This is a genomic window from Desulfovibrionales bacterium (assembly GCA_028715605.1).
Taxonomy (GTDB): domain Bacteria; phylum Desulfobacterota; class QYQD01; order QYQD01; family QYQD01; genus QYQD01.
In genome coordinates this window covers 154,296-179,529 of sequence record JAQURM010000004.1, presented here as the reverse complement: position 1 = coordinate 179,529, position 25,234 = coordinate 154,296, and the positions used below count along the sequence as shown (strand labels likewise).

At 50.3% G+C, this 25,234-nt stretch carries 18 protein-coding genes; 12 read left to right on the top strand and 6 right to left on the bottom strand.

Annotated elements, in window-relative coordinates:
* From PHT49_06600 to PHT49_06580, 5 genes are all read left to right on the top strand, one after another.
* Nucleotides 1-1,290 carry a DUF561 domain-containing protein gene (locus PHT49_06600; GenBank protein MDD5451551.1) on the top strand — a complete coding sequence of 430 codons (1,290 nt, stop codon included), beginning with the start codon at nt 1-3 and terminating at the stop codon, nt 1,288-1,290.
* A 515-nt stretch (nt 1,291-1,805) separates the two neighbouring features.
* A complete protein-coding gene (locus PHT49_06595; GenBank protein ID MDD5451550.1) occupies nt 1,806-2,903 on the top strand; it encodes a hypothetical protein in 1,098 nt (365 codons plus the stop codon).
* Nucleotides 2,904-3,564: 661 nt separating this feature from the next.
* Nucleotides 3,565-4,593 carry an energy-coupling factor ABC transporter permease gene (locus PHT49_06590; protein ID MDD5451549.1) on the top strand — a complete coding sequence of 343 codons (1,029 nt, stop codon included), beginning with the start codon at nt 3,565-3,567 and terminating at the stop codon, nt 4,591-4,593.
* A gap of 48 nt (nt 4,594-4,641) precedes the next feature.
* Entirely contained in the window at nt 4,642-5,460 is an 819-nt protein-coding gene (cbiQ, locus tag PHT49_06585) for a cobalt ECF transporter T component CbiQ (protein MDD5451548.1), read from the top strand.
* A gap of 151 nt (nt 5,461-5,611) precedes the next feature.
* Nucleotides 5,612-6,355, top strand: coding sequence for an ABC transporter ATP-binding protein (locus PHT49_06580; protein MDD5451547.1), 744 nt, complete (start codon nt 5,612-5,614; stop codon nt 6,353-6,355).
* A gap of 202 nt (nt 6,356-6,557) precedes the next feature.
* Here PHT49_06580 and pyk read toward each other — a convergent pair whose 3' ends face one another.
* Nucleotides 6,558-8,003: a pyruvate kinase gene (pyk, locus tag PHT49_06575; GenBank protein MDD5451546.1), complete on the bottom strand. Its 1,446-nt coding sequence runs from the start codon at nt 8,001-8,003 to the stop codon at nt 6,558-6,560.
* Between the two features lie 267 nt (nt 8,004-8,270).
* On the opposite strand from pyk, the gene PHT49_06570 reads away from it, so the two are divergent.
* Nucleotides 8,271-8,489: a NifU family protein gene (locus PHT49_06570; GenBank protein MDD5451545.1), complete on the top strand. Its 219-nt coding sequence runs from the start codon at nt 8,271-8,273 to the stop codon at nt 8,487-8,489.
* Between the two features lie 4 nt (nt 8,490-8,493).
* Here PHT49_06570 and PHT49_06565 read toward each other — a convergent pair whose 3' ends face one another.
* Complete coding sequence (locus PHT49_06565) at nt 8,494-8,970, bottom strand: 23S rRNA (pseudouridine(1915)-N(3))-methyltransferase RlmH (protein ID MDD5451544.1); 477 nt, start codon at nt 8,968-8,970, stop codon at nt 8,494-8,496.
* Between the two features lie 313 nt (nt 8,971-9,283).
* Here PHT49_06565 and PHT49_06560 point away from each other — a divergent pair, with 313 nt between their 5' ends.
* On the top strand, nt 9,284-9,526 hold the full coding sequence (locus PHT49_06560) for a hypothetical protein (GenBank protein ID MDD5451543.1): 243 nt from the start codon (nt 9,284-9,286) through the stop codon (nt 9,524-9,526).
* Nucleotides 9,527-9,680: 154 nt separating this feature from the next.
* Here PHT49_06560 and nadE read toward each other — a convergent pair whose 3' ends face one another.
* From nadE to PHT49_06545, 3 genes are read right to left on the bottom strand one after another with little or no spacing between them, the layout of a single operon-like run.
* Nucleotides 9,681-10,415, bottom strand: coding sequence for an NAD(+) synthase (gene nadE, locus PHT49_06555; GenBank protein ID MDD5451542.1), 735 nt, complete (start codon nt 10,413-10,415; stop codon nt 9,681-9,683).
* On the bottom strand, nt 10,412-12,292 hold the full coding sequence (gene mnmG, locus PHT49_06550; GenBank protein ID MDD5451541.1) for a tRNA uridine-5-carboxymethylaminomethyl(34) synthesis enzyme MnmG: 1,881 nt from the start codon (nt 12,290-12,292) through the stop codon (nt 10,412-10,414). Before mnmG ends, nadE begins: the two co-directional genes overlap by 4 nt.
* A 42-nt stretch (nt 12,293-12,334) precedes the next feature.
* The gene (locus PHT49_06545; GenBank protein ID MDD5451540.1) at nt 12,335-14,986 is read right to left on the bottom strand and encodes an adenylate/guanylate cyclase domain-containing protein; all 2,652 of its coding nucleotides are present in this window, start codon (nt 14,984-14,986) and stop codon (nt 12,335-12,337) included.
* A 355-nt stretch (nt 14,987-15,341) separates the two neighbouring features.
* Between PHT49_06545 and PHT49_06540 the strand changes: the two genes are divergently transcribed.
* The 5 genes from PHT49_06540 to PHT49_06520 all read left to right on the top strand — a co-directional run bounded on the left by PHT49_06540 (nt 15,342) and on the right by PHT49_06520 (nt 24,291).
* Nucleotides 15,342-16,685 carry a XylR N-terminal domain-containing protein gene (locus PHT49_06540; GenBank protein ID MDD5451539.1) on the top strand — a complete coding sequence of 448 codons (1,344 nt, stop codon included), beginning with the start codon at nt 15,342-15,344 and terminating at the stop codon, nt 16,683-16,685.
* A gap of 110 nt (nt 16,686-16,795) precedes the next feature.
* Nucleotides 16,796-17,419 (top strand): DUF4124 domain-containing protein, encoded by a 624-nt coding sequence (locus PHT49_06535; GenBank protein ID MDD5451538.1) that lies wholly within the window; start codon nt 16,796-16,798, stop codon nt 17,417-17,419.
* Between the two features lie 341 nt (nt 17,420-17,760).
* Entirely contained in the window at nt 17,761-18,885 is a 1,125-nt protein-coding gene (locus PHT49_06530; protein MDD5451537.1) for a cytochrome c3 family protein, read from the top strand.
* A gap of 91 nt (nt 18,886-18,976) precedes the next feature.
* Nucleotides 18,977-20,230, top strand: a complete 1,254-nt coding sequence (locus PHT49_06525) for a cytochrome c3 family protein (GenBank protein MDD5451536.1) — start codon at nt 18,977-18,979, stop codon at nt 20,228-20,230.
* Nucleotides 20,231-20,484: 254 nt separating this feature from the next.
* Nucleotides 20,485-24,291 (top strand): fused MFS/spermidine synthase, encoded by a 3,807-nt coding sequence (locus tag PHT49_06520; protein ID MDD5451535.1) that lies wholly within the window; start codon nt 20,485-20,487, stop codon nt 24,289-24,291.
* 94 nt (nt 24,292-24,385) lie between these two features.
* Here PHT49_06520 and PHT49_06515 read toward each other — a convergent pair whose 3' ends face one another.
* Nucleotides 24,386-25,144, bottom strand: a complete 759-nt coding sequence (locus PHT49_06515) for a hypothetical protein (protein ID MDD5451534.1) — start codon at nt 25,142-25,144, stop codon at nt 24,386-24,388.
* Between the last annotated feature and the right edge of the window lie 90 nt (nt 25,145-25,234).

The window sequence follows — 25,234 nt, the reverse complement described above, 5'->3', positions numbered from 1 at the left end:
ATGAAGCCTGTTTTGCAGTTAGCCCTGGATTTTGTAGATCTTAAACGGGCGATTAAGGTAGCGAAGGCTGCCCTGGCGGGAGGGGTGGACTGGCTGGAGGCCGGTACTCCCCTTATCAAGAGCGAAGGATTAGAGGCAGTCCGGGAACTCCGGCGGCTTTTTCCCCATGTGACCATTGTTGCCGACATGAAGGTCATGGACGCAGGGCGGATAGAGGTTGAGGCCGCGGCCAAGGCCGGGGCCGGCATCGTCGATGTCCTCGGCGCCGCCAGCCCGGCTACTATCCGTGAATGTATCCAGGCCGGCAAGAATTACGGCGCCAGGATTGTGGTAGATCTCATTGCTGTCCCCGATCCGGTCAGCCGCGCCCGTGAGGCCGAGGAGTGGGGGGCTGACTTTGTTACTGTGCATTGTTCTATTGATGAGCAGATGGAGGGGAAAGACCCCTTCGCGGCGCTCCGCCAGGTCAGCGCGGCCCTTACCGTACCCGTAGGCGTAGCCGGCGGCATAAATTCAGAGACGGCCTCTCTGGCTGTAGAGGCCGGGGCGTCTATAGTGATTGTGGGCGGGGCTGTTACCAAGGCTGCTGATCCCAAAAAGGCGGCCTCGGCTATCAAGAAGGCCATGACCGAAAGGGCGGCTGTCCCCACGCGTCTTTTCAAACGGGTTACCGGGGCTGAAATCAATACGGTATTAAGCCAGGTTTCCACAGCCAACCTCTCTGACGCCCTGCATCGTGGCGGCGTGGTGCACGGACTGCGCCCCCTTTTTCCGGGCATCAGGATGTTTGGCCGTGCGCTTACGGTCCGCACCTACCCCGGTGACTGGGCCAAGCCGGTCGAGGCCATAGATATTGCCTCTAAGGGCGAGGTTATAGTCATTGATGCCGGGGGCGTGGGGCCGGCGATATGGGGGGAACTGGCCACGCATTCGGCGATACAGAAAGGTCTGGCCGGTGTGGTTATAGATGGCGCTATTCGGGATACCCGCGATATAAAGGAACTGAAATTTCCGGCCTTCAGCAGATTGATAATGCCCAACGCCGGCGAGCCGAAAGGCTTCGGCGAGATCGGCGTGCCGATTAATATCGGCACAGTAAGAATAGAAAGCGGGGACTGGATACTGGGCGATGACGACGGCCTTGTGGTCTTGCCGAAGGCCATAGCCGCCGAATACGCCAACCGGGCCATGGATGTCCTGGAGAAGGAAAACCGCTTGCGGGCCGAGATCAAAGAAGGCGGCACGCTGGCGAAGATAGCCGAACTCCTGCGCTGGGAGAAACAAGGCTGAGACAGCATACCAGCGCCTCCCACGATTGAAGCTCCCCACAGCCCGCCAATGTCGGACCTGGATGGCAAGCAGCGGGGAATCCTTCGCTATACATGTTCAATCCAAAGGGCTTTTCACTCCCGGTCTGTTTTTTCTCGTGTAGTGCGTCATAAGTCCCTTTACTTTGATTGTCATTCCTGGCTTGACCCCATTATCAAGCACGGAGCAGGCTCCGGAATCCAATCTTTTGTATCATTTTAGTATCTTGAAAATGCCGCAAAATCCAGGACCAAATCCCCCCTCGCCTCCCTTTCCAAAAAGGGGGAATACAATCTCTGTTCCCAACCACGGGCAGATGCGTTCTTTACCTGAAACGTCGCCTCAGGCCTGACTTTGGCTACTTCGGGTGACGTAAGGAATTCGAAGGAATAAAAGTTCAAGTTTTTTCCTGGAAAACCGATAATTATACATAATATAAACAATGCTGGAAAAGGGACTTTCCGGCATGTTCTCAAACTCAAGGAGGAGGGCTGCTTATGGAAATTCAAGATTCAAACATTGCTATGTTTAGCAATCGGACGTACCTTGAAAAGTATGAAAAAAATGAAAGCCTGAAAATGTGGGTAGGGAACGTAAGGCCTGATTTTGAAGGCAATAATCAAGCGGCAGGACGCTTACCAGCCGAACATATCCCTAAGCCAAAAGATTACATTGTGGATTTGTCGGTCAAGGCAAAAGAGGCACAGCCGGCACAAAAAAACGGAATAATCGATGGTGAACTAAGCGGTGAGGACCAAATTAAAGTAAAACTTATAGAAAAACTTTTAGAAGCCCTAACAGGCAAAAAGATCAAAATTAGGATCCTCGTCAACCTTGAAGAAGGTGGAGAAGAGTGCGCTGAATTAAAAGGCAAAGTATCTGATCTGCAGAATCAGCAGCAACAGGGACAAGCCCCTGAAAGGCAAGGCTGGGGAATTGAGTACGATTATCATGAAGTTCGTTACGAATATGAGGAAACATCACTTTCAGCAGAAGGAATTATCAAAACCGAGGATGGAAAGGAAATAAATTTCTCTGTGAATATCAATATGAGCCGGGAGTTCGTGCAGGAACAAGATATCCATATCAGAGCCGGGGATGCCGCAAAGATTGATCCTCTTGTAATAAATTACGGCGGTTTAGCCGCCGAATTAACAGACACAAAATTCAGTTTTGATTTAGATTCCGATGGAAACAAAGATAATATTTCATTTGTTAGTCCGGGCAGTGGATTTCTTGCCATAGACAAAAATAACGACCAAATAATCAACAATGGCAGTGAACTGTTCGGGCCAAGCAGCGGGGATGGATTCGCTGAGCTGGCTCAATATAACGAGGATGGCAACCAGTGGATAGATGAAAACGATTCAATATTTGACAAACTGCGCATCTGGTCAAAAGACGCTCAGGGCAATGACTACTTGTTTGCACTGGGACAAAAGGGTATCGGGGCATTATATCTGGGTAACTTAAATACACAATTTGCAGTTAAGAATGACGCCAATGAAGTTCAAGGAGAAGTAAAATCCACAGGGTTATATGTAACAGAAAATGGAACGGTGGGAACTGTTCAACAGCTAGACTTAACTATATGACTGTCGTAACTTACTGGGGCTGTCTCAAAAGAGCACTGATTATGTGACGGGCATGAATTCATGCAATTTATAGTTTCACCAAACTTAATTGATTATCCGGCGCCAATTTTCTCCCTCGCAGTAATGCCCTCCCCTACGGACAGATGACCGGGTTATGCCAGCTAATTTGGCAACTGTAGTACCATTCATCCCCGGTTCCTAACCAGCCCGGAGCATACCGGGCTTCCGGATATTACCCCCCGCGGCTGTTTGCTTGAGGCCGATAACACCGTTCCAATTGTTCATTTTGCCCTTTAAGATAGGGAGCAAGCGGGACGTCCAGTAAACCAACCCGACGTAGTTTCAAAGTCTTCGCTCTCTGCCGGTCAATAATCGGCAACGAGGAGTCGAGGGTTGAATCCTTTTGGATATCGCAAACGGCTTTCCGCTTGACAGGAAAATAATTTCGCATTAAATAACACAAATCATATAATAGTAGCACTATAGCGAATATCATTGGTCAATAGTCATTTGTCACTGGTAAAAAATGATCAATCTTCCCCGCTTAACCAATGACCGATGACTAATGACCAGTGACGTTGCCTATAAATATGCCGTGAGATGCAAATGCATAAAGCTGATCTGGCGAAGGTAGAATTCTAGGGAGGAACCAATTATGCACATGGCCGATGCCTTGTTATCTCCAGCCGTGGGCGCCACGTTTTGGGCCGCCAGCGGAGGGGCCATTATTTACGCAAGCAAAAAAGTGCGGCTGGAAATTGATGAGAAGAAAATCCCGCTCATGGGGGTTCTGGGAGCCTTTATCTTTGCCGCTCAGATGATAAACTTCACGATCCCCGGCACCGGCTCCAGCGGGCATCTGGGCGGGGGCATGATCCTGGCCATTCTTTTAGGCCCATACGCAGCGTTTCTCACCATAGCCTCGGTCTTGATTATCCAGGCCCTGTTCTTTGCCGACGGCGGCCTCCTGGCCCTGGGGTGCAACATCTTTAATATGGGCGTCTTCCCCTGTTTTGTGGCCTATCCCTTGATTTATAAGAATATGGTTCGGGACAACCCCACCGCCGGAAAAATCACAGCAGCCTCGGTCAGCTCATCGGTCATGGCCCTTCAGATGGGCGCATTTTCCGTGGTCTTACAAACTCTGCTTTCCGGCAGGTCCGAATTGCCCTTCATGTCGTTTGTCCTGGCCATGTTGCCGATTCATTTGGCCATCGGCGTAGTCGAGGGATTCATAACGGCCGGTATAGTAAATTTTGTAAGACAGATGCGGCCTGAGATATTGGAGGGAGCCGCGAAATCAAGGCCGCTGAGCGGGCTTCCCATACGAAATATACTGGCTTCCCTGGCGATTCTGGCCTTATTAACCGGGAGCATACTTTCCTGGTTTGCATCCAGTTTTCCGGATGGCCTGGAATGGTCCATAGCAAAGGTCTATGGGAAGGCGGAACTGCCCGAATCTGCCCATAACCTTGGCCGCATCCTGGGTGGTTTCCAGGAAAAGTCTGCCTTTCTCCCTGATTATGGCTTTAAGGAACCATCTTCGCCGGAGAATGCGATACCCGAAACTTATAAGCCGGAACCATGGCCCGCGGTCAGCGCCGGCACCTCCGTATCCGGTGTGGTGGGAGCGGCGCTCACGGCCGGCCTGGCCCTGCTCATCGGCTTTGCCCTCAGAAAAAAGAGATAGATAGGAGCCTTAAGGGATTTGGCCCCAAGGCCTGGTTCCTGAATCGACGTGGCCTCTTTTGATAGCGCATACTTTGATATTAAATACCTCGACACCCTGTCTTACCAGGATACCGCTATCCATCGGCTTGATCCCCGCGTCAAGCTGCTGACTACAGCGATTTTTATACTGACCGTGGTTTCTTTCTCCAAGTATGAACTGACGGGCCTGGCCCCTCTTCTTGTTTTTCCGGTTATCCTCATATCCCGGGCTGCTCTGCCCGTGGGGCTATTACTTAAAAAGATAGTCGCTGTCTCTCCGTTTGCCGTCCTGGTGGGGGCCTTTAACCCCCTGTTCGACCAACAGATTGAGCTGTACCTGGGCGGTGTGCCTGTCAGTGGGGGTTGGATTTCCTTCGCCTCTATCCTGATCCGATTCATGTTAACGGTTTCCGCCGCGTTAATTCTCATAGCCACGACCTCTTTTCCGGGCATCTGCCTGGCCCTGGAAAGGCTAAAGGTGCCAAGGGCGCTGATCGTACAGCTTTATTTCCTTTACTATTTTATATTCGTCCTCATGGACGAGGCCTTGCGTATGGTACGGGCCAGGAATATGCGGGCCTTTGACGGCCGGGGAACCGGGTTAAGGGTCTATGTCCATCTCCTGGGGGCCTTGTTTCTAAGGGCCGTGGACAGGGCGGAGCGCGTCCATCAGGCCATGTTCAGCCGTGCCTTTAACGGTCGTTTTTATGCGGCAAGGCGCAGCGGCATCACCTGTCAGGATGGCATCTTTTTCCTGGCCTGGACGGCCTTTTTCGTCCTGTGCCGGTGGTGCAATATAAGCGAGATCATTGGCCAGGCGGCATTAAGGGTCGTGCACATGATTTAGAATAGCGAGCAGATTCGCCGGGGCGAACCTTGCGCTTTCGGGAATCAGCATGTTCGTTATCCGTTAACCGTTCACCGTTGTCCGTGAAAAGCGCGAGAAACGTCTTCTTCGGTGAACGGCTAACGGTCAACACTGAACGGTTACCACAATTATGAGTCACCATTTCATTGAGTTTACAGATGTCGGGTACGTCTATCCCGATGGTACACGGGCGCTCTCCGGTATCTCATTCACCGTCCTGCATGGTGAATCCGTAGGTCTGGTGGGGTCCAATGGCGCGGGCAAATCGACCCTGCTCCTCCAGATAAACGGGTATCTTTTTCCGACCGTGGGGACGGTGAATGTCGGTAATGTCATTGTCTCCAGGGATACCGTAAACGATGTCCGGCGCAGAGTAGGCGTGGTCTTTCAAAATCCGGATGACCAGCTCTTTATGCCCAGGGTTTATGATGACGTGGCCTTTGGCCCCTTCAACCTGGGGTGGGACAGCAAGAAGGTGGAGGAAAAGACGCTGGAGGCATTGCAAACAGTAGGCTGTCTGGATTTGAAACACCGGCCGCCGCACAGGCTGTCTATAGGCCAAAAGCGGGCGGTCTCTATTGCTACCGTACTATCCATGGACCCGGATATCCTGGTCATGGACGAGCCCTCTTCCAATCTTGATCCCAGGGCCAGGCGGCAGCTCATAAACCTGCTACGTACCTTTACGCACACCAGGGTTATCGCCTCTCACGATCTCGATCTCATACTGGATACCTGTGAGCGTACCATCGTCCTGCACGCCGGACGTATAGCGGCAGACGGGCCCACGCCGGATATCTTGCGGGATGACGCACTCCTGGCGGCAAATAACCTGGAGAGACCTCTATCGCTACAGGGCAGGGCAGAAGCCTGAAGCCTCAACCCAAAATGTCTTGCGCGAATCTCAAATGACTAGAGTAGAAGTCATTAGTCAATGGTCATTTGTCACTGATAAAAGGGGTCTATCTTTCTCCCGACTTAACCAATGACTAATGACCAGTGGCCAGTGACGTTTTGAGCCTTGGGATTTGTCATTCATTTGAACTTTAAACTTTGAACTTCTTAAGTGATGATTATCACCCCACCCGGTGGAGGCGAAGAAGATTCGTCCCGCCGACCTCCATAGACGAGCCGGCCATAACCACTAAGTGGTCACCTCTGTTTATCAACCCTTCGACTAAGAGTTTGTTTTCCATTTCTCGAATGGCCTCCTGGGTATCGCGGGCGAAATCCATCAGGATAGGAATGGTCCCCCAGTAAAGAGAACCCCGCCGGCACGTCTCCTCGTGCGGAGTGAGGGCTATAATCGGGCATCCGGGCCTGTATTTGGAGATAAGGCGGGCCGTAAAACCCGTCTCGGTGAAGGCGATGATAAATTTAGCGCCGATTTCCCTGGAGCTGTGATAAGCGGCGTGGCATATAGCCTGGGCAAAGGAAATGACCGTATCTGCCGGGACATCGCGGTGTCCTAAACGAAAGTACGGCGTTTTTTCAGCCTCCTCAATGATGCGGGCCATCATCTCCACGGCCTGGACCGGATACTTCCCAAAGGCGGTTTCCCCGGAGAGCATGACGGCGTCGCTTCCGTCAAAAATAGCGTTGGCCACATCCGATGCCTCGGCGCGGGTCGGTGTGGGGTGCACCATCATGGAATCAAGCATCTGGGTGGCCGTTATGGCCGGTACACCCTGCTGGTGACACTTTTCGATGATACGCTTCTGGAGGGCAGGGACTTTGGCCGGCGAGATTTCGACCCCCAGATCGCCACGGGCCACCATAATGCCGTCCGCCAGGGCTATTATGGCATCGAGCTTTTCCAGGGCCTCCGGCTTTTCCAGCTTGGCTATGACCGGAACCCGTTTGCCGCCTATCACTTCTTTTATTTCAATTATATCCCGTGGATCACGGACAAAGGAAAGGGCTATATAATCCACCCCGTTTTCCAGCCCAAAGCGCAGGTCTTCTCTATCTTTAGGCGTAAGCGACGGCTCTGAGATGCGTACTCCAGGGAGGTTGATCCCCTTGCGATCGTAAAGCACGCCGCCGTTTACTACCTCGCAGGTTACGTCTTCAGTATCCGTTTCCAGGACACGGAGTTTGATTAAGCCGTCGTCAATGAGGATAAAATCGCCGGGATGAACATCCCGGGCCAGCTTGCCATAAGGAGTAAAAACACCGGCCTCGTCCCCCGGCCTGGGCCTTGTGGATATGATAAAACGGCTGCCCGGTACGAGGTTTGCCGGACCGCGGGCAAAAGTTCCGATGCGTATCTTGGGCCCCTGGAGATCTTGCAATATGGCGATGGGCTTTTTTAATCTGGCGGAGACCTGCCGGATTAGGGTAATATTCCGTAAGTGGTCATCATGCGTGCCATGCGAAAAATTAAGACGGGCCACGTTCATACCGGCCTGAGCCAGTTGAGAGATGACCTCCTCGGATTGCGAGGCCGGGCCGATGGTGCAGACGATCTTTGCCTTGCGTTTCATATCGGCCATGATAGCCCAGACTATGACAAAAGTCAAAGATGGAGAAATTCCTGAGATATTTTTCTGAGGTTTCCTGAGTTCTCAGGGAACCTCAGTGTTTCGAGCGAAACTCGCTGTGCAAGCCGTGAAGCGAAGAAACCAGGATTCCCCAAAGAGCCATAAAATTATAAATGATAGCATTATGAGAATGTTTATTAAAAACCTCAGGAAACTTCACGATGTTTTTTACGATGTTTTTTATTGGCAATTTTTTGGGGGTGTGTTAGGTTTTATCCCTCTTATTTCTATCTGGAGGCTAATTAAATGAAGGAACAAGTGCAAAGCGTATTGGACAAAATCAGGCCGGTTTTACAGAAAGACGGCGGCGATGTCGAATTGGTGGATGTCAAGGATGGGGTAGTTTCAGTCCGCCTTACCGGCGCCTGTAAGGGCTGTCCCATGTCTCAGATGACCCTTAAAAACGGCATCGAAAAATACCTCAAGAAAGAGATACCGGAAGTAGTCAGCGTCGAGTCTGTTTAGCCGGTTATTTGTGGTACTTCTCGCCGGCCTTTATAGTGTAAGCCCGATAAACCTGCTCGAAGAGTATGAGGCGGCACATCTCATGTGTAAGGGTAAGTTTTGAGAGTGAAAGGATAAAGTGGCACTCCTTGAGCAGGGTGGGTGAAAGTCCCAAAGGGCCACCGGTTATGAAGACAATCTCTTCCCGGCCCTGCCTTTCGAGGTCAGTCAAAAATCGGGCCAGATCGACGGACGAAAGCTGTTTCCCTGTGCTGTCAAGGGCTATGCGATAGTCAGCAGGGCTTACTCTAGTCAGGATATCTCTACTTTCAGCCTCAATAACCTTGTTTGTGTCCGCTTTAGGTCCAATCTTCCCGGCTTTCACAACCCTGACCTCAGTAGAAACGTAGCGTCTCAGGCGATGCAGGTACTCATCTATCCCCATCTGGATAAATCGCTCTTTTGTCTTGCCCACAAAAAAGAAGCTTAGCTTCGTGGCCATAATCTATTGCCTCTCTGCCATATATAAATGCCCCCTCTCCCCTTTTGAACATGCATAGCGAGCGCATTCCCCGCAGCTTGCTGCGGGGAGCTTCAAAAAGAAGGGCACAGGATATTGCCAAAGAGAAAAATAATTCCACAAAAATGGAAAAAAAGTGCCCTTATTAAGGGAAAAATGTTTCTTAGGGTATAATATAGATAATCAAAAATTTATGCTAACCTATTGTATTTACATTATTTATTAATTAGGGCTGATTATCTGGCATTGAATTTGCGTTCAATATATACATCTATCTGATAAGGAAGTAAGGATTATGCGTAAAAGTTACATTTTTGTTATATTACTGGCCCTATTCTCTGTAGGGGCTACCCTATCATACACAGACGGCGAATCACAGGGATATTACTATAAGGTTTACTCTTCGGCCCAAGTCAAAAAGATGATGCGATATCACGGTACCTTAGCCGCTAAATTTGACGGACAGGCATGGTGGTTCCAGAAAAACGGGCGATGGATGCGGCTGGATACGGACGATGCCAAGAGAAGATGTATATAGTGTTCATCCGGAAAACCCAAGATTTCCGGCCTACGGTCGGCCTACGGCCGGATGGAGCAGTCAGCATGAAGCCGGTTCACCGTTCACTGTTGACCGTTTACCGAAAGAAAATGTCGGACAACGGTTAACGGATAACAAACATGTTGAACACTATCTAAGCCTTTTTCCGGTAATAAATCGGGATAGGCGAGCGCTTGTGCTCCGAGGTCGTCATCATGGTGTTAATTTTGTTTTTCACCTGCGAAGTAAGGTCAGATGTGGTTTTCCCACCAAGTCCTTTCAGATAATTATCTATCTCCTCATAGGTCACGCCCATCTCCGACTCATCTGTCTGCCCGGCCCAGAGTCCGGCTGAGGGCGGTTTGTCGATAATAACCTGGGGAACCTTCAGACTGCGGGCCAGCCCCCTTACTTCACGTTTCAAAAAATCTCCCAGGGGTAATATATCTACCCCGCCGTCACCATACTTCGTAAAGTACCCGACGCTGATCTCGCTCTTATTGCCGGTGCCGACCACCAGATAATGATTAAGGTTTGCAAAATAATAAAGCGTCATCATGCGCAGGCGTGGTTTAAGGTTGGCGTAGGCCAGTTGAGTCCCTTCGGGCAACATGGCCTTAAGGCTATCAAAAACGAGGCTGAGATCAACCGTCAGCGTTTTAATCTGAACAGCGTCTGCCACCAGCCGGGCATGGGCGATGTCCTCATCCAGACTGTGGCAGGGCATAATGAGGCCGAGGGCATCTTTACCCGTCGCCTCCTTGCAGAGGGCAGCCACCACCGCCGAGTCAACCCCGCCGCTCAATCCAAAAACAGTGCCCCTTCCCCCTGCCCTTCCGACTTGTTCCCTTATCCAGTTAGAAGCGGCCAGGGCCTGATTCTGACTCATAGCGCATAACCTCTCTTTTTAAGATGAATGTGAAGGATGGAAACAGCCGCCGGCGTGATGCCCGAAATGCGCGCGGCCTGTCCGAGGGAGCGGGGACGGATACGATCCAGCTTCTCCTGTACCTCCCGCGATATACCCGGAAGAGTTCTGAAATCTATATCTTCCGGGACCAGACAACCTTCCAGCTTCTTGAAACGCTCTACCTGCTCAGCCTGTCTCCGCACATAGCCTTCGTACTTAATCGTGACTTCCAGTTCGCCGGCCGCTTGAGGCGGCAGATCGGCTAAAACAGGATACAATGGAATAATATCCTTCAGGGACAACTCGGGGCGGCGCAGAAGATCAGCCAGCGAAGTGATATTTTTAAGCGGGGCGCTGTTACAGCCCCTCAGCCAATCGCTGTTGGCGGTATTAGGCGGGAGCTTAATCCCATGTAATCCGGCTAATGCCTCTTCTATCTTTTTCTTTTTTGCCTGGCAGATGGCATAGGCATCGTCTGTAACCAGGCCGACAGCACGGCCAAGCTCTGTAAGCCGTAGATCGGCGTTATCTTCACGTAAGAGGAGACGATATTCGGCCCGGGAGGTGAACATACGGTAAGGTTCATTGGTGCCTTTGGTAACCAAATCATCGATAAGCACGCCGATATAGGCCTGCGAACGATCCAGGATAACCGGCTCCCTGCCCTCCACATAACAAACCGCATTTATGCCCGCCATCAGGCCTTGGGCGGCTGCCTCTTCATAACCGCTGGTCCCGTTTATTTGACCGGCATGGAACAGCCCGCATACCAGCTTGGTTTCCAGAGACGGTTTTAGCTGTTGAGGATCAACATAGTCATACTCTATGGCATAGCCGGGCCGTATAACCTCCACCTTCTCCAGTCCCGGAATAGTCCGGAGCATGGCCAGTTGTATATCCACCGGCAGACTGGTGGCGGTGCCGTTAGGGTAAATCTCTGTAGTATCAAGTCCCTCAGGCTCAAGAAATATCTGATGGCGTTCCTTATCCGCAAAACGCACCACCTTATCCTCGATAGACGGGCAATAGCGCGCCCCCACGCCTTCTATAATGCCGGTAAAGAGCGGAGAACGGTCCAGCCCCTGCCGGATAACCTCATGGGTGCGCTCGTTGGTATAAGTTATATAGCAGGGCGCCTGTTTCTGTATGGCCCCCTTGCTTCGAAAAGAAAAGAGGTGCGGCGGGTCGTCTCCATGCTGGGCTTCCAGCTTACTGAAGTCGATGGTCTTACCATCTAAACGGGGAGTGGTTCCGGTCTTTAGTCTCCCGATAGTAAATCCCATAGCCTTCAGACACCGGGAAAGCCGCTGGGAGGGGGGATCGCCCATCCGCCCGGCCGCAAACTGTTTGAGACCGATATGGATGAGGCCGTTCAAAAAGGTGCCCGTAGTCAGAATAACCGCCTTCCCCCCGATCCTTTCGCCCACGGAGGTCTCAAGCCCCCTGACTGCGCCGTTCTCTACTATGAGGCTATCCGCCATGGCCTGCTTGATGTCCAGGTTGACCTGGTTTTCCAGGACCGACTTCATGCGCAGCCGATAGAGGAGCCGGTCCACCTGGGCCCGCGAGGACCAGACGGCCGGGCCCTTCTTGGTATTCAGACGCCGGAACTGGATGGCGGTCTCATCGGTATTTATGGCCATCTCCCCACCCAGGGCGTCAATTTCCTTGACCAGATGGCCCTTGGCCAGGCCGCCGATAGCCGGATTGCAGGACATAGCCCCGATGGTATCGATATTTATAGTAATGAGCAGGGTGGGATGCCCTAAACGGGCCGCGGCCAGGGCCGCCTCGCAACCGGCGTGCCCGGCGCCAACGACGATGACATCATAAACCCTGGGATACGTAGTGGACATGGGACGAAATTAAACAAAAAGTGGTGTTCTGTCAACTTTACATCAGTCTCGCCAGATGTCTTTAAAGGTCAGCGCCACTGCCGTGAGAAATCCGGCTATGCCCCCAATGAATAGAACACCTTTTTGATGCTGCCAGAGGTCATTGAAGGTATTCCATTCAAATACCGGATAGAGACGGTTTACATAAAAAAGAATAACGGGGTACACGGCTATCCCCAGGATGAGCACTACGGCTTCTAATATTAATACTCGTTTTCCGAACTGCCGCAGGTTCCGGAAAAGATTCTCCATTAGTTCCATCTTATGCACAACAGAAACCATTTCCTTCAGTTCCGATGCCATCTCATCCACGAGGGTTCGAGCCCGCTTAAACAGACTGGCCTCATCTCGTCTGGCCAGCGCCGCCGCATAATTTAACTTCTCCCGGATCTGCTGCAACCGGGGCTCTACGCCTTTGAAAAGCCCCTTAAGCGGGTATCCCTTCCAGTAGAGTTCATATCCTTTTATCTGATGACCATATAATAAGATTATCTTGTGAAGGCCCGCCCTCATATTGATAAGAACCTGACGACAACGGCTGGCAAGCGAACGGGCGATATCTTCAGCCTCTGTATAGCCCAAATAGCTGTTTTGTGCCATGAGTTGCCTCATCTTATCTGCCAGCGTCCTGTTTTCCTTGTAGGCCTCTTCTTCTTTTTCCAGCCAGTCATCAAGGACATTAATCGCGGTCTCGGCCCGTTGAACGGCATCGGTGGCGCTGAGTCGTGACTCTTCGAGCATCCCGGCCAGGAGCGGCTCCAGGATTCTCTGCATCGAAAGCAATTGAGGATCAATGAGGGCGGGCAGGAAAAAGTCTTTTTGTTGCAATATAATGTTTTTTAACCTGCTCATGGCCGAGTCGTAAAGGCCCATCTTAGTGAGCAGCGCCACCTTACGATAATGGGCCTCTACGCACTGGGGTTCAAGAAATATAATACTGTTTATCAGCTCCTCTGCCTTGCCATAATCTTCAAGTATCTCATGGATACGGGCAACCAAAAAAAGTGTATAAATGCGTTGTAAGGGATTATTTGAAAGTTCCCGCGCCCTTTCAAACTGGTAAAGGGCCTCATAATGGTTTTCCTTTTCCAGATGGAGAAATCCCTTGAGCATGTAAAGCCTGTAGTCTCTGCCGCTTTTATCCTCACCTGCTTTTAAAAAATACTCGGTTTTTTCCAGTTGGCCTACGCGGAGGCAATCCATGGCCAGCCACAACGTCCCGCCTTCTTCTTTCTGCCCGCTCTCGGCGCCCAGAAACCTATTCCAGCCGGTGGCCTCTGCACGCCAGACGCGCCGTACAAATCTCAGTTGATAGATCTCCATAAGATCAAAAAAGGCGTGATAAGCTATCTGCGCCTCATTCTGTTCGGAAATAGACTGCAGGTCACTCTCTTTAAGGTTAGCCAGACCTTCGTTGTATTGTTCCGGGTTATTGAATGCCCGGGAAAAACACCGGCTCACCCTATCAAGGGATAAGTGGCCTATTTGCGTGAGGGCCTTGGCTGGAAGTTGCAGATTTTTTGAGGGGCAGGCGCTTAAGTGGTGGCGGCGCGAGCCACAGTAAAAACACTCCCTTCTATTGCCCAGGGCCATGATCTCACGATGCGGGAAAAGCACTCTATCTTCTATAAGGTCCGCGCCATCTGTCTCCACACGGTAAATGTCCTTGCCGTGCGGAACCAGCTTAAAATCGCAGTCTCCCGGCCTGTTTTCCAGCCAGGAATCATAGGCCGGCTTTGTCAGGTAAACAACATCCGGTTTTAAGTTTTCCCATCCTATGGACAACGCTCCAACAAAGGAGTCATCTTTACAGTTAGTTGTATCTTTATGCAGAATAATCTGAAGGGGGAGGCTCTCCAGGGGTGTTTCCATTAAATACTTGCCCCGCAGGGCAACCAACAGATCAAGAAGGCGCGATAACGTCTCGGGCAGATCGTCATAGCAAGAAAAGATCATCTTATTTCCCAGGATCCTGGTTTCAGTGGCCCCTTCATTCAGGTAGCTATATACGGCCTGGAGAAAAAACAGCCACTTTTTGCCAAAAGCCTTCTCGCCAAGAAATGGGACCGGATTGACCAGAACGATAATGTTGGTTACGGGCAATAGATCTAAATCGTCTTCCCATAATACCCGATAGACCCCCTGGCCCGGCAAATCGGAGTCGTCACCCGGAGACACCTCTTCATAACGAAGCGGCAGCCCGTTGCCAATAACTAATGTTACCTCCTCACTCACATAGATAGTGCCTGATTCCGCCAGAGGTAGTATCTTGGCGGCGACATTGACTACATCCCCAAAAATATCTTCCTTTTCGATAAGGCCGTCACCGTAATGGATGGCTATACGGATACGTATTTTATGGTCTTCCTCCTGGCTTAAATTAAATTGGGCCAGTCTCTTCTGCATCTTTATCGCCGATTTTACGGCCTCAGCAGGATTTAAAAAGTAGGCCATGATAGAGTCGCCGACCGTCTTGACTACAAGCCCGCTGTGTTCCTTAATAATTGGGATGAGCATCTTATTATGCTCTTCGAGCATCCGGCGTCCGGCCATGTTGCCGTACGTCTTGAAAAAGAGGCTGGAGGCGACTATATCTGTAAAAACAACCGCTATCTTATGGGTAATCGGCGGTATTTTGGGGTCTGCAATGGCCATTTAAGACATCCTGTTTAAAGACAGTCCACTCCGGTGGAATGTATTCATCTGTTTTTATCGGCATCCTGGGCTAAGATTTTAAATTCCCTTACAAATTTATACCTTTTTGGTTGTATTCCTGACCCCAAAACTGATACAATTATTTTGCTGCGTCCGTCCATGGCGGCAAAATAGCCACAGGTTTCACGGAGAAAATTAAAGATTTTCCAAGGAACAAAAAAACGGTAGTGTCAGTTGATTATTGAACTTTGGGATTTGTCATTGATTTGAACTTTAAACTTATTAATACCTTTTTGTTTCTCTGTGTGCTCTGTGGTTAATCTGACAACACAAACAGCGCTCCCGGGAGATGATTATGAAGCCTGAAGACCTGGCTGCATCAATGAAGATCGACTTTCAAGCCGGACATATCCATCTGGGTAAAAATCGTTTTCTGCTCTTTTCCACGGATGGGCTGGGTTTTTTAAGAAAGGATCTTATTAATACCCTGGGCGACGAGATAACCAAGGGGGTCCTCTTCCGGTTAGGATACCAGGCTGGTTATGTAGAGGCTATCAATCTGGCCAAGGATTTTTCCTGGGAAAACGACCGGGAACGGCTGCAGGCAGTCTGCGATTTACACACTATAAAGGGCCTGGCCCAGCCGGTTGACATCAAAATAGAGGTTGCCCCTGACAAAAAACATCTCTATATGGAAGGAAAGTGGCTGGATTCCTTTGAGGTCGAACAACACCTCAAACATTTCGGGCTGGAAAAACATAGCGTATGCTGGACCCTGGAAGGTTTGGTATCGGGCTATGTCAGCGCCGTTATCGGCCATACCGCCCTCTGTTTAGAAACAGCCTGTCGCGGCAAAGGCGACCCTGCCTGTTCCTGGCAGGTAAAGCCGGCTGCGGAGTGGGGAAGGACAGGCAAGGAAATGTCCGATTTTCTCCGTTCCATTGATATCAGAGGACGTATAGACCTCTTGGAACAGATCGTTGATGAAAAAACCAGGGCCCTTAAAGAGACCCACGAATATCTGCTTAGGGCGGAAAAGTTGGTCGCCATCGGACAGATCTCCGCCAAAATTGCCCATGAGATACGCAATCCGCTGACCGTTGTCGGCGGTTTTGCCAATCTGATCCAGCGCCGGACCAGGCTAAAAATGCCGGAAAAAAAATATGTGGAGATTATCATAAGCGAGGTCGGCCGCCTGGAACGCTTTTTAAATGATGTACTGACTTACTCTACGGAATTTCCTATAGAACGGCGTCAGTTAAATATCAACAAGTTGATTATAGATGTGTTGCTCCTCTTTGAAGATACACTTGCCAAGAGCGGCATTGCCGTGCATCAATACCTTGAAGAAAACATGCCCATGGTATTAGGCGATAAGAAAAAGCTGGAGGAGGTTTTCATCCACCTGTTTTCCAATGCCGTAAGTGCTATGCCCAAGGGAGGACACCTCCGCATCATAACCAGCCACGTGTCGGATCCCCCGCCATCCCGCATGCGCATTGAGATAGCCGATTCAGGAGTGGGCATACCCGCCGATGTCCTGGACAAAATATTTGAACCGTTCTTTACTACCAAGACCATAAGCAGTGGCCTGGGGCTTACTGTTTCCCGAGAGATATTAAAAAGGCATAACGGTACTATAAAGATATTGAGTGAGGTAGGCAAAGGCACTACTGTATTTGTTGAGCTCATACTCTGACCTTACTCCCCCTTTACTAAAACGGGGGCATTCCTTAAGCCCCCCTTTGGGGAAAGACGGGGTCCCATCAATTCCCCCTTTGGAAAAGGGGGATACAGGGAGATTTTCAGATGAAAATATCCTTTTGGTTTAAGCTGGTTATCGCTACCGTCTGTGTGATTTCTGCATCTGTTTCCTTCGCCCAAGGTACGATATATAAATGGACAGACGAGAAGGGCGTAGTACATTACACAGATAATCCAGGAAATGTACCTTCCAAATTTAAAGGCCGCGCAGAGCAAAAAACCATAGATAGGCGGCTATCCCCGCCACCCGCACCGGAGAAATCAGTAGCGCCGTCCGTATTACCTGCGCTGCCGCATGTATCATCGGAGGAAAAGCCGGATACCCGCACCGATGTCAGGGGACAGAATAAAGAATGGTGGCTGGGGCAAAAGAAAAAGTGGCAGGATGAGGTCAAGCGGTTAACCGAGCAAGTTAAAAAAAATAATGAGGATATAGCGACCTTACGCCGGGGAAGGGTAAGGCAGGGAACACGCACAGAAGAGGGTATCATCCTTAACCAGGGCCCGCTCATTGATGACTACCGGGAATTAAAACGGTTGCAGGAGATCACGCCGGGACTGGAAGAAAAACTTCAAAAGGCCAAGTACATGCTTGAAGAGAACCTCATCCGGGATGCCTACCGCGCCGGCGCCCCGCCGGAATGGATTGAGGAACTGAAGAGTAAGTAACCAAGGGACGAGTCACATCGGACTTGCGTTCAACCAACTCATAACAGCAACAATACCTGTCACTGACGTAGTTGTTGCCCTTTGCTCACCCATAGAAACAAATACAGGTCCACTCACCTTTTGCGGTCTAGTTTTAGGAAAAAGCGCAAATGGAAGTCTATTATCCAATAGTGTGAAAAGTTTTTCTCAACCGAGGGAAATACTCTTCCACAAGACCGTGTTTTTTTACTTGTAATTCATAACATTTTAGAATATTAGATCAAAATCCTTGCAAGATCGCGCGGATAAACAATTTCCCTCACAGCAATAAATTTGGCATATATATTGCGTAAGCTTTCGGCATGCGTCTGACTTCTTCAAAAAACCATGTTTGTATGATCCTGCTTCTCTTATCGGCCCTTTTGCTGTTTATTCCTGCAGCAAGTTGGGCGTCTGTAAAAGGCGCCTGTGCGAATTGCCACACCATGCACAATTCGCAAAACGGTGCGGAAATATACACGGAAAGTGCAAAGCGCGGGGGTCCGGGCTACAACTTGCTGAACACAACGTGCATTGGCTGCCACTCCTCAACCGGCGGTTCCCCGACAAAGCCACTTGGGGAGAGTACGATCCCTATTGTTTACAATACGGTTGAACCCGCGCAGATGACGGCTGGGGGAAACTTCTACTACGTTCAACATAACGGCGACAATTACGGGCACAATGTGATAAGCGTGGATCAAACCCTATCTTCGGCGCCGGGTTCCTCGGAAACAGGCGTCGGCTGCGGATTCGGCGGATGCCACGCATCTCTCGCCAGCATCCGGCTTGGCCCCGGATACGACTGGTTCCATTATCCTATCCAGGGCAATGGGTGTATAGGTTGCCATGTGCCCAGACATCACGCCCCGGACCAGACTCCGGGCGGCGTGGTAAAAGAAGAAAACGGGTGTTATCGCTTCCTGGGCAGGCCGAGCTGGGTATGGGATATCCCGCCGCATTCCAGCCGACCGGGAGTGGAAGGGATTGAAGACCCTGACTGGGAACTGACGGTGGGCCAGGCAGATCACAATGAGTACCGGGACGCGGATAAACCCGCTGCTCCATGCTCTCCGGGCTCTGCAAATCCTATGGGTATCAGCGACTTCTGCGCCGGGTGTCACCGGGACTATCACAGTTGGGACCTGCAGAACCGCAACCGGGATGCGGCCGGAAGCTGGCTGAGACATCCGGCCGGAGATACCGAGATACCCAACGGGGGCGAATATGCCGCCTACACCGCCTATAATCCCCAGACGCCGGTCTCCCGTCCGGTTGTAAGTATCGTTTCCGGCACCGTAACCCCGGGAGTGGACAGGGTCATGTGCCTCTCCTGTCACCGGGCCCATGGCAGCCCTTATCCTGACATGCTAAGGTGGAATTACGAAAACATGGCAAAGGAAACCGGGTGCTACGTCTGCCATACCGCAAAGGACGATCAGCTCTAGCCCGGGACAAGGCTTAATCCTTGCTGCAATATTGCCGATAAGTAATTAAAGATGTTCCCGTCATAACTTCCTGTCTTCAGTGAGGGTTATAGTGCCGCGTCGTAAGAAACTATGGTTGAGCCTCCCGGTCTGTGCCCTTTCTCTTTGTCTCAGCATATTCCTGTGCAAGTCCCTTCCACTTTTTGCCGGTACCTACCTTAACTCGGCCCATGGAAATACTAGTTATGGGGTCAACCGGAGCGCGACCGCTACCATTGGTTACACCCAAGGCCATTGTGGCCACTGCCACGAACAGCATGGCAGTATTGATGGAGAAGAGCCTAATCCAGCCGGAGGAAGCGCCTCAAAATATGCCATCTTCGCGGATAATTTTACCAGTCAGACAGAGGGCTTTTGCTACTATTGCCATAAAGGGGCGGGTTCGGTGCAGGTATCCTTCGACCGGACAAATTATAGCTATAGTTACTGGTTTGGGGGAAATACGACACTCGCCACACCTAATAATATCTATGATACCTTTAACCCCGTATCCGGCTCTTCCCACAATCTCCAGGATGTACTTGACTTTGTAAAGACAAAGTGGCCGGACACCTTCGGCAACGAATCCAATCCCTGTAACGCCTGTCACAATCCGCATCTGGCCAAACGCTGTGGTCCCATTGTAAGACCAACTGATCGAAATAACATTTGGGGAGACGAATCCGGGGAGAAAATGAGTGATTATGCCACTGCCCATGGCGGGCAGTATCATGCCCCATACCGCTATAATACCACCTCCACCTATGAACCTGATGGCTCGTCCACTACCGATGGTTCTAATCTGCCGGATTATGTGACCTTTTGCTCTGATTGTCACAATGCGACAAATGACATCTATAGTACGACACTGGGCAGGAACCTCAAAAAAGTCGATTTTGGTCAAACGCAGCGAACATGTTACCTGCCCGGTGATTATCACGGGTCCATCACCCGCTGTTTTGGTGTGGATGGGAACACTACCGACCAAGGATGCGGATGTGCAGAGCCGGGCTGTTCCAACTGGGGCAGCCTGAAAGACCCTTACCATGCGGCCAATTACATTAATTTCATCCTCTGTTGTACCGACTGTCATGAACCGCATGGGTCGCCCAGTCCCTATCTTCTCCGAAAATCCGTCAACGGGGTCACTGTAGCGAGTTGGAGCGCTCCACATTCCAGATCCCTTTGCCTCGCCTGCCATAACCACAATTCCCATTGTGGCGGCACAGGGTCTTGCCTTAACTGCCATTATCACACCGCCTACGTCAGGTGTTGGGCCTGCACCTGGTGCGTAGGAGCGGGCGGAGTTCACGGACATTCATTTTAGCACCTCCAACTGATTTAGCTTGTACCTCACCAATTCCTTTTAAGGTAAAATTACGATCATAAGAGCCGTTGCGATGATTAACCTCTCCTTGGCCACGCTCGTAATGCTCTCCTGCCAAGAAAATGGGTAAGTCCCGCATGCATAAGCCCGGACAAAAGGGCTTACTAAACTTTTATCCATTAGTTTACAAAAGCCGAAAAACAGATATGACAGGCTTTAAGATGTCGATGAACTTTACTTATTGCTGATACCTTATGTCCGGCAGAGAATGGATTAGACGGGCGGTATACGTATTGTTTTTTCTTTCCGGGACCTGCGCCCTCATCTATGAAGTATTGTGGGTGAAGATACTGGCGCGGATTCTGGGAAATACTACTTTTGCCGCCAGTATTATCCTGGCCGCATTCATGGCAGGGCTGGCTATAGGCAGCTATAAATTAGGCAAGCTTATCGACCGGAAAAACAGACCGCTTCTGACCTATGCCATTATCGAAGCAGCTATCGCCTTCCTGGCCCTTAGCCTGCCTTTTCTCTTCTCAGCCCTTATCCCGGTCTATATATGGATCTGCCGCTTCATGGGAAACACTCCCTTTTCGTTCCGGCTGGCTCAAATTGTTTTCTGTTTCATTTTGATCCTTGCTCCTACTACTTTAATGGGAGGGACACTTCCCATCCTGTGCCGGTTCGCTGCAACCAGTAATGATAAGATTGGCCGCATCACGGGTGAACTCTATGCGGCAAATACCTTGGGCGCAGTTGTTGGTTGCTTCATAGGTGGTTTCTTTCTCATAGAGGTCTTTGGTATCCAAGGCACGACGCATCTCACAGTCGGCATGAATTTTGGAGTAGCCGCAATAGCCGGACTACTCTCGTTTGGTCTCCATAGATACAGCAACGTCGAAATCCCATTGGCGACCGCTTCTTCAAATAGAACCGGGCGCATGAGCTATGGTAACCAGAAAAGCAAATTCGGACCGGACAACATGATAGTCTGGGCTATAGGGCTTTCGGGTTTTACCGGCCTGGCTTACGAAATAGTCTGGACCAGGGTACTGGTCTTTTTCTCGCCAGGGGTACTGGTATATACCTTTTCAACCATGCTTACGCTTTTTTTGCTGGGGTTTGCCGTGGGGAGTTATATCGGGAGTTTCCTGGCCGACAAGATCAGACCCCTCAGGCAAACTCTCGCCGGACTGCAAATTACGCTCGCCTTCATCTCTGTCCTTTCGATTCCTTTAGTCGTGAGATTGAATTCTCTCCAGGAATTCGCCAAAGATTATGTTGAACTTATTCCTGATCCATACTGGCGCAGTATGACCTATTTTGCCCTCGCCTGTCTGTCATTGGTTTTCGCACCCTCCGTTTTTCTCGGTGCCACCTTCCCCATGGCAAGCCGTATCTATACCGACAATCTAAAGGAAATAGGGCACAAAATCGGGACAATTTACTCGGCAAATACGATCGGGGCCATCCTTGGTGCCATCATGGCCGGTCTGATTTTCTTGCCTGTTATAGGTACAAGGCGGAGTCTGATTTTCATAGCTTTGCTCAACATCATCGTAGCGGCTTTGATTCTAATGCGGTGCCTGGATCGCAGAGTAAGGGTAATTTTTGCACAAGTCACCGCAGCCTTCTTGTTTCTGGGCGGCTACTTCTGGATGGATCAAGACGCTTTTATCTCTATATTTTCTAAAGGGAATGAAGAAATCAGGACTGTCTTCGCAAGGGAGGGGGTCGGCGGAACCGTTACCGTGCACCGGTTGCCTGACTACTCTCTGCAACTGGCCATAAATGGAGCAAATGTCTCTGGGACGGACTTCAAGTTCAGGACATCTCAAAAGCTGCAGGCTCATATTCCGCTCCTGATACATAGCCAGGCCCGGGAAATCCTGCAAATCGGGTTTGGAAGCGGTGAGACAGCCTGTTCCGTAACCCGGCACAATATAGGCCACGTAGATAGTGTGGAAATTTCCCCGGAAGTGATAGACGCCGTTGGTTTTTTTACGGATGTGAATCAGAAGGTCCTCGATAAGTCCAAACTGAACTTGGTCATAGATGATGTGCGAAGTTTTTTAGTGAGAGGAACCCGAAGATACGATGTTATACTCTCTGATTCCATTCATCCAACTATCGCCGGCAACGGGTCGCTTTATACCGTAGAATACTTTCGCCTTTGCAAAGAGAAACTCAGAACTGGTGGAATATTCTCTACCTGGGCACCTCTCTACGAGCTTACTCCGGAGGATTTCAAGGTGATTCTCCGATCTATGAAAACGGTTTTCCCCCACGTGTATCTCTGGCATACACCGGCTGGCCGCAACGAATGGTGCATCCTTATGGGAATGATGCAGCCTCTCTCCATAGACTTGCGCAAACTGGAACAGCATTTCAACCGGAAAGCGATTCGGGAGGACCTGGCTGCCATCTCAGTCCTCGATTGTCGGCAGTTGCTAAGTTTCTTTTTGTTAGACAATGAAGGTATTTTGCAGCTCATCGGGCAGAAGGGACTATGCAACACGGATGATAATTCCTATCTGGAATACGCAGCAGCCAAGAAATACTTTGGCCCTGTGGAACGACATCGGGGAGTGAAAAGAATCTTGCAAGAGCTTCTGGTCAGGCGGGGCGATATAGTTCGATATCTAAAGACCGGTCCCGGTGATCTCGCCTTGAAACGCTATATTATGGAGAGGGATTATATACTGGCTGGACGACTCCTCGAACTCGACGGTCAGTTTCACCTGGCAAATATGATGTACCGGCGAGTACTGGAACTGAATCCGGTGTCTGAAGTAGCCCGTGATATGCTCGGCTGTTCGCATAATTCAAAGGCCATCCTGCTCAGGGCCTTAACGGAAAATCCCAAAGACTATACCATCTACCAGAATCTGGGCTTCTCCTGCTTGAACGCTGAAGATTTTTCCGCAGCAACAGGTTGGTTTAAGAAGACCCTCGAAACAGAACCCAAATCCATTGATGCCCATTTCGGACTGGCAAAGGCCTATTTCGGTTTGAATAAGTTTGACGAAGCAGTAGAGCAGTTGGATATTGCAACTAAACTTGGGCCTGTACCCTGGCTTTCTGAAAAGATTAGAAAGGGGCTCAACCTGATCTATGTCAAAAGGATGGTAAACTATCTGCCCAATAGTCCGGAAGCCAGACAAAGGCTGGGGCTCGCCTACCTGGAAAGGGGAAGCTTTGATTTAGCCCTGGCCGAATTGGAAGGAGTGGTAAGGCTTCAGCCCAATTCCATAATGAATCATCTCAACATGGCTACCTGTTATGAAAATGCCTTACAATTCGCTAAGGCAAAAAAGGGCTTTCTAAAAGTGTTGGAATTAGACCGGGCAAACCGAGTAGCCCCAAAATGTCTGGACCGGTTAAGCGGGCGTACGAGTGCTGAAGACATCATAGCCTATGCTACCGCCCGATTGAAGGAGCCAAGGAATCTGAGACCTCCGCCTTACCGGAGCATCCATAATTATAGCAGCGCTCTGGATTTTTGGAAGCAAAGGCGGTTTATAGAAGCCACGCGGGAACTTGAGAAAGCAGTGGGATACTGTGAAGACCATCTCCCGGACCTGGTCAGTTTGTATAAGATTCAGGGATTGTATGATCATGCCATAGAGGGACTTCAGACCATGGCCAAAAGCAATCCCGAAGACCGCGCATTAAAAAGAGAGCTAATGGAACTTAATCTTCTGAAAGAGCTAAAAAAAATTCAGAAAGGCCCGGACGCGAACCAGAAATACTGTCAGATCCTGAGTGTATTGGCAAATCTATACTGGCAGGGCGGAGATTTCGAAGAGGCCGAAGAGGCCCTGCTGAGGATTCTGGCTCTTGATCCGAATGCAGCAGTCATCCATCTTAATCTGGGCATGTGTTACGAGGCCACGGGACAATTGGCTAAGGCTTTGGATTTTTATAAAATGGCGCTAAAGCTGGATCCGCATCTGGGACCCGCCAGGAATACCTTACTCCGACTGATGGATACAATAAGAAAATACGGCGGGAGTTCCATCAAGACTTCTTTACATCAGAGGACTCTTTATGAGCTCTAGACGAACTCTCACAAATCCTTTACATTTTATTGGGCCCTTACCCCGGTAATAACCGGCTCTTATCCTGATAAAACACGTTACGATTGCTCCGCAGTTAAAATCTATTTTCTATTTCCTTGCGTATTCTCTCATCTTCCGGAATGCTCTCATCGAGTATCAATATCTGATGGCTGACTTGCTTGATTCCACCGCCTGGAGTCACGATTACGTCAAAGCGGCCCAACCAGTGGCCTTCCTGCTTAGGAGAACATATGTAGGCATCTTCTATCTTCCATGGTTTGCATAAGGCGCCGCTTCCGCTTTCAATAATGATGTCCAGGCCGTCAATCTCTTTAGCGATGTCCGTATCCACCTTGGTTCCCAGATTAGACAGCATCACCACAAGGGAACACTCCTTCTTCAGCCTGGAAACAATGTCCCTAATCACGATCCCGGCATCACTTACTATAATATCTGGATGTCCCTCAACGTGTCCTCTTCGATCGTTCATAAGGCCTAGGACACCTACCCTACACCCACAAACATCTATGACAACGAAGGATGGAGGCAAAGTTAGAGCCGGATCGGTGCCTTTTAAATTTGCGGCTACAAAAGGGTACTTTTTCCCCTTTATCCTGGCCATGAGAAAATCGCCATCCGCCCAGTCTTCCAGGCCAATATTTATGGCCTGGTAACCCATGTCCAGATAGCTTTCTAAGATGAATTCCGCCCTTTCCCCGGCCAGCGGCAACTCACCCGGGGAATACTTGCACCGTCCAAAGAGGCTGTCGCCGGCATCGAGCAATAAAACACAATTACTGCGCTCCCTTATCTGCCTGATAGCCCCTGCCCGCCGGGCCAGACCGCCCAGCATACGATCGCCTCAACCCGGACAGGGTTTGACATGCCCCCATGTATTGCCCGAGTACAGTATGGTCAGGTGGCACTCATTACCACCTGCATT